The organism is Micromonospora endophytica, assembly GCF_003236305.1.
In the GTDB taxonomy this organism is placed as follows: domain Bacteria; phylum Actinomycetota; class Actinomycetes; order Mycobacteriales; family Micromonosporaceae; genus Micromonospora; species Micromonospora endophytica.
In genome coordinates this window covers 1-6,043 of sequence record NZ_POTX01000301.1, presented here as the reverse complement: position 1 = coordinate 6,043, position 6,043 = coordinate 1, and the positions used below count along the sequence as shown (strand labels likewise).

Below are 6,043 nucleotides of genomic sequence, written 5' to 3'. Positions count from 1 at the left end.
CCCGCGGCGGACCGCGCCCTCGCCCGGCCGCGCCGGCGCCCGCTCGCCGCGTTGGCGGCGCTGACGGCTCTCGTCGCCCTCGGGGCGGGTGTGCTCGTCGAGCTGCGCCCGCCGGCCCCCCGCCCGGCCGACGCGCCGGCCGACGAGTTCAGCGCCGAACGCGCGTACGCACACGTGCAGCAGATCGCGGGGCGGAGTCACGCCGCAGGCAGCCCCGCCAACGACGCGGTCCGCGCCCACCTGGAGGCCGTACTGCGGGGTCTCGGCCTCGCGCCCGAGGTGCAGGACACCGTCGCCAAGGAGGCCGGGCAGCTCAGTGGTGCGGCCGGCGGCACCACCCTGGCCCGGGTCCGCAACCTGGTGACCCGGGTGCCAGGCACCGACCCGACCGGCACGGTGTTCCTGGTCGCCCACTACGACTCCGTGCAGAGCGGGCCCGGCGGCAACGACGACGGCGCCGGGGTGGGCACCATCCTGGAGGTGGCCCGCGCGCTGACCACCGGCCCCCAACTCCGCAACGACGTGGTCCTGGTGCTCACCGACGCCGAGGAGGCGTGCCTGTGCGGCGCGTCGGCGTTCGCCACCGACCATCCGCTGGCCACGGGGAAGGGTGTGGTGCTCAACCTGGAGGCGCGGGGGCGCACCGGGCCGGTGATCATGTTCGAGACGTCACCGCAGAACGCCGCGCTCGTCGATGTCTTCGGCCGGGCCGCGCCACACCCGGTGGGCACCTCGTTCGCGGTGGAGGTCTACCGCGCGCTGCCCAACGACACCGACTTCACCGCGTTCCTGGACGCCGGGTTCGTCGGGATGAACTCGGCGTACCTCGACGGCGGCGCGATCTACCACACCCCGCTGGACACCCCGGAGTCGATGGACCGGGCCAGCCTCCAGCACCACGGCGACAACGCGCTCGGTCTGGCCCGTGAGTTCGGCCGGGTCGACCTGGACGACCTGCGGGCCGGGCACGACGCCACCTACTTCCCGGTCCTCGGTGGTCTGGCCCGCTACCCCGGCCCACTGGTGCTGCCGTTGGCGCTGCTGGCGCTGGCCGGCGTGATCGCCCTGGGTTGGCTGGCCCGTCGCCGGGGTCGGGCCGGTGGCGGTCAACTGGTCGGCGGGTTCGCGCTCTCCCTGGTGCCGATCGTGGTGGCACCGCTGGGCGCGCAGCTGCTCTGGGCGGGGATCACCGCACTCCGGCCGGGCCACGCCGAGCTGCTCGACCCGTACCGGCCCACCTGGTACCGGCTGTCGGTGCTGGCGCTGGCCGCCACGGTGCTCTGCACCTGGTACGCGCTGACCCGTCGCCGGGTCGGTCCGGCCGCGCTGGCCATCGGGGCGCTGGGCTGGTTGGCGCTGCTCGGCGTGGTGCTCGCGATCCTGGTGCCCGGCGGGGCGTACCTGGCGACCCTGCCGGCCCTGGCCGGTGCGCTCGCGGGGCTGGTGGCGGTGACCACCCGTCTCGACGGCCCGGCACCGGTGATCGCTGTCACCGCCGCCGCGGCGGCGGTGATGATCGTGTTGTTGCCGACAGTGGTGCTGCTCTTCCCGGCGCTGGGCATGGCCATGGGCGGCGTCGCGGCACTCTTCGCGGTGCTGCTCGGCCTGGCCGCGCTGCCCGTGCTCGACCTGCTGCACCCGCAGGCGGGCGGCCAGCGGGGCATCCCGGCGCTGCGGGCGCGCCGGCTCGGCGCGCTGCCCGCCGGCGCCGCCGCACTGGCGGCGGCGGTCTGCGCCGGGGTCGGCCTCGCCGTCGACCGGTTCGACGCCGACCATCCCGCCCCCACCCACCTGATGTACGCGCTGGACGCCGGCACCGGCCAGGCCCGCTGGCTCAGCCACGAGGCCACGCCACAACCCTGGACCGACGGGTACGTGGACGGTTCCGTCTCCGTCGCCGACGACTTCCCCGGTATCGGCTCCACCGAGCTGCTCGGCGGCCCGGCACCAGCCGCCGACCTGCCCGCGCCCCGGCTGGACATGCTGGCCGACACCACCACGGCCGGCGAGCGCACCCTGCGGCTCCGGCTCACCCCGCAACGGCAGGTACGCCTGGTCACTCTGCATGTCGACACGTCCACCGCCGAGGTGCGTCGGGCCGAGGTCGCCAGTCGTTCCGTCCCGGTGGAGGCCCGGCCTGGACGCTGGGGGTTCGGTGTGGTCTTCCACGCCCCGCCCGTCGAAGGTGTCGAGATCACGCTTACCCTCGCCCCGAAGACGGAGCAGATCGCGCTACGCGTCATGGACGCCAGCGACGGCCTCGATGACCTGCCCGGCTTCCGCACCCGCCCGCCGGAGGTCGGCGTCGCCGGCTCCCACAGCTCCGAGATGCTCGCCGTGGCCCAGACCCATTCGCTCTGACCCTCCACCGCGCCCTTGCGGCAGCGGGTGTGGCTACTTCCAGCGGAAGTGCACGAAGAGGCGGCCGAAGTTCTTGGAGTCCTTCTCGACGCGGTGGTAGAGCTGTTTGACGTCCTTCTGGTCGAGGAAGCGCAGGACACGCTTCTTGAGCTGGCCGGAGCCCTTGCCGGGGATGATCTCGACGAGGGTGGCCTTCTTGGCCACCGCCTCGTCCATGATGCCGCGCAGCGCCCGGTCGATGTCGTGGCCCTTGTTGAAGATGTCGTGCAGGTCCAGTTTCAGCTTCATGCCACGTCCACCGTCCGGTCGGCTGCCATGCGGCAATGGTAGGCAGGCCGCCCGCCGACCCCGAGGACGACGAAGGGGCGGCCCGGGTAGGCCGCCCCTTCGTCTCGTGCCGATCGGCCGCCGGACCCGTCGACTCGACGAATCCACCGGTCAGCGGTCATCGACCCACCCGGCTCGCCGCCTCAGCGGCGGCTGCCGACACGGGTCTCGACCCGCCGCAACGCGGTCGTGTAGTCGTCGTTCGTGGCGTGCATGGCCGCCGCGATGCGCAGGTGCCGCAGGGCGTCGCTGTGCCGGTTCAACCGCTCCAGCGTCCGGCCCAGCACGTGGTGGGCGTAGTGGTCGCTGGGGTTGCGGTCGACCAGCTCCCGCAGGTGCTCCTCGGCCCGGCTGAGCTGGGCCGACTGGAAGTACGCGCGAGCCAGCAGCTGCCGTACGGCGGCGTTGTCGGGCTCCGCCTCGACGATCGGTTCGAGCAGTCGGGCCGCGCCGCTCGGGTCACCGGACTCGAAGAAAAGGGTCGCCCGCCGGTACTCGGCCAGAAGATCCATTCCGCCCACCCCCTCCTATCGCACCACTGTCCCGACGCTGGCACAACACCGGCCGTACCGCGACTGTTCCCGCGCGCTTCTCCGGCCAGCCGCGGCTCCCGGGTGCCCGGCTGTTAACAGGGGGCCCTTCCTATACACCAGGCGTTAGCAGGGGACCCCTCCTTACACGGAAGCGAGGTCCCAGGCGCGGACGCCGCCTACTATTCCGGCGCTGTTGGGGACGACCACGACGTCGTCGCCCATCCGGGCGAGCTGCTCCGGGCGGATCAGACGGGAGTTGCCGCCGCCGAGATAGAGCCGGTCCCAGCGGAACACCGGGCGGAGCCCCTCCACCACCTGACGGATCCGGCGGGACCAGAACGCGTCGCCCAGCCGGCGGCGCTCCGGCTCGCCGACGTAGGTGTCGTAGGTGGTGCCCCAGCGCACCGGGGCGTGGGACAGCTCCAGGTGCGGGGCGAGCACGCCGCCGTCGAAAAGCGCGCTGCCCAGCCCGGTGCCCAGCGTCAGCACCAGCTCACAGCCGGTGCCGGCGACCACACCCGCGCCGTGCACCTCGGCGTCGTTGAGCACCAGCGTGGGCAGACCGAACGCGGCGGCGAGGGCGGTGCGGGCGTCGTAGCCCGACCACTGGGCGAACAGCGCCGGATCCACCCGGCTACGCGGGCCGGAGCGGGTCACGTAGTGCGGGGTGGCCACCACCACGCCGTGCCGGATCATGCCCGGCATCCCCACCGTCACCCGGTCCGCCGCCGGCAGCCGACCGCCCAGCTCCAGGAGGGTCTTGACGAACAGCTCCGGCGGCAGGGGGTACGGCGTGGGCACCCGCAACGGCTGGGCCCGCATGGTGCCAGCCCCGTCGAGGACCGACGCCTTGATCCCGCCGCCCCCACAGTCGATCGCCAGAGTGGTCTGCACGAAGGTGAGTCTGCCTCGTGATGCGCCGGCAGGCGCGGCGGGTCACCGCAACCACTCCGGCAGGGCGGGTAGGCTCGACTGCTTGTGAGCGCCACGCTGATCGCCAAGGACCTCGCCGCGGGGCACGGGGACCGGAGCCTGTTCACCGGGCTGGACCTGGTGATCGCGCCCGGTGACGTGGTCGGTCTGGTCGGGCCGAACGGCGCGGGCAAGTCCACGCTGCTGCGTACCCTCGCCGGGTTGCTTCCGGTGGAGGCCGGCAGCGTCGCGGTGAGCCCGCCCGGCGCGAGCGTCGGACACCTGCCGCAGGAACCGGACCGGCGCCCGGGCGAGACGGTGCGGCAGTTTCTGGCCCGGCGCACCGGGGTGGCGGCGGCGGAGGCGACGCTGACCGCGGCGACCGAGGCGCTGACCGTCGGGACGCCCGGCGCGGACGACGCGTACGCCGGCGCGTTGGAGAGCTGGCTCGGCCTGGGCGGTCCGGATCTGGACGAGCGGGCCGAGGAGGTGGCCGCCGAGCTGGGTCTCGCCGTCGACCTCGACCAGGAGATGACCGGGCTCTCCGGCGGGCAGGCCGCCCGCGCCGGGCTGGCGTCGTTGCTGCTCAGCCGGTACGACATCTTCCTGCTCGACGAGCCCACGAACGACCTGGACCTGGCCGGACTGGAGCGGCTGGAACGCTTCGTCACCGGGCTACGCGCCGGCACCGTGGTGGTCAGCCACGATCGCGAGTTCCTGACCCGCACGGTGACCAGGGTGCTGGAACTGGACCTGCACCAGCAGCAGATCAACCACTTCGGTGGCGGCTACGGCGCGTACCTGGAGGAGCGGGAGGTGGCCCGCCGCCAGGCACGCGCCGAGTACGAGGAGTACGCCGACACGAAAGCCGGCCTGGAGGCCCGCGCCCGCAGCCAGCGCGCCTGGATGGAGAAGGGGGTACGCAACGCCCGGCGCAAGGCCACCGACAACGACAAGATCGGCCGCAAGTTCCGCACCGAGGCGACCGAGAAGCAGGCGGCGAAGGCCCGGCAGACGGAGCGGCTGATCGAACGACTGGACGTGGTCGAGGAGCCGCGCAAGGAATGGGAGCTGCGGATGGAGATCGCCGCCGCGCCCCGCGCCGGAGCCGTCGTGGCCACCCTCCGCGACGCGGTGGTACGCCGGGGAGCTTTCACGCTCGGGCCGGTGAACCTGCAGATCGACTGGGCTGACCGGGTGGCGGTGACCGGGGCGAACGGGTCCGGTAAGTCGACCTTGCTGGCCGCCCTGCTCGGCCGGCTGCCGCTGGACGCCGGCCAGGCCGCGCTCGGTCCCGGTGTGGTGGTCGGTGAGGTGGACCAGGCGCGGGGACTCTTCTTCGCGGAGGTGCCGCTACTCGACGCCTTCCGGGCCGCCGTACCGGAGCTGTCACCGGCGGACGCGCGTACCGTGCTGGCCAAGTTCGGGCTGCGCGCCCAGCACGTGCTGCGACCGGCGGCGACGCTCTCCCCGGGCGAGCGCACCCGGGCCGCGCTGGCGCTGTTGCAGGGACGCGGGGTCAACCTGCTGGTGCTTGACGAACCGACGAACCATCTCGACCTGCCGGCCATCGAGCAGTTGGAGTCGGCGCTGGCCGGGTATCCGGGCACGCTGCTGCTGGTGACCCACGACCGGCGGATGTTGGACGCGGTGCCCGTCAACCGCCGGCTTCAGGTCACGGCCGGGCACGTCACCGAGGGCTGACGCCGAGCAGACGCCCAGCGGACGTCGGGCGGACGTCGGGCGGACACCCCAGCGCACGTCGGGCGGACACCCCAGCGGACGTCGGGCGGACACCCCAGCGCACGTCGGGCGGACACCAAGCTGTTAGAAGGGGGCCCCTCCTCTACACGAGGCGTTAAAAGGGGGCCCCTCCTTACCCGCATACCGGGGGCTGTAGGGGGTATGGG

At 73.3% G+C, this 6,043-nt stretch carries 5 protein-coding genes; 2 read left to right on the top strand and 3 right to left on the bottom strand.

The genetic code is table 11. From position 1 onward, the window contains the following. A partial coding sequence (locus C1I93_RS27395) for a M28 family peptidase (RefSeq protein ID WP_258378357.1) occupies positions 1 to 2,361 on the top strand: 2,361 nt, incomplete at its 5' end. Between the two features lie 33 nt (positions 2,362 to 2,394). On the opposite strand, the gene C1I93_RS27390 is transcribed toward C1I93_RS27395, so the two are convergent. From C1I93_RS27390 to C1I93_RS27380, 3 genes are all read right to left on the bottom strand, one after another. Beyond that, on the bottom strand, positions 2,395 to 2,649 hold the full coding sequence (locus C1I93_RS27390) for a Smr/MutS family protein (protein ID WP_013736060.1): 255 nt from the start codon (positions 2,647 to 2,649) through the stop codon (positions 2,395 to 2,397). Positions 2,650 to 2,831: 182 nt separating this feature from the next. Beyond that, a complete protein-coding gene (locus tag C1I93_RS27385) occupies positions 2,832 to 3,200 on the bottom strand; it encodes a tetratricopeptide repeat protein (RefSeq protein ID WP_111246164.1) in 369 nt (122 codons plus the stop codon). 162 nt (positions 3,201 to 3,362) lie between these two features. Beyond that, entirely contained in the window at positions 3,363 to 4,115 is a 753-nt protein-coding gene (locus C1I93_RS27380; protein WP_111246163.1) for an ROK family protein, read from the bottom strand. A gap of 84 nt (positions 4,116 to 4,199) precedes the next feature. Between C1I93_RS27380 and C1I93_RS27375 the strand changes: the two genes are divergently transcribed. Beyond that, on the top strand, positions 4,200 to 5,837 hold the full coding sequence (locus C1I93_RS27375; RefSeq protein ID WP_111246162.1) for an ABC-F family ATP-binding cassette domain-containing protein: 1,638 nt from the start codon (positions 4,200 to 4,202) through the stop codon (positions 5,835 to 5,837). Positions 5,838 to 6,043: the final 206 nt, after the last annotated feature.

Excerpts from the sequence above, each read along its gene's own strand:
- C1I93_RS27385 (WP_111246164.1), bottom strand. The coding sequence starts at position 3,200 with ATGGATCTTCTGGCCGAGTACCGGCGGGCGACCCTTTTCTTCGAGTCC.
- C1I93_RS27390 (WP_013736060.1), bottom strand. The coding sequence starts at position 2,649 with ATGAAGCTGAAACTGGACCTGCACGACATCTTCAACAAGGGCCACGAC.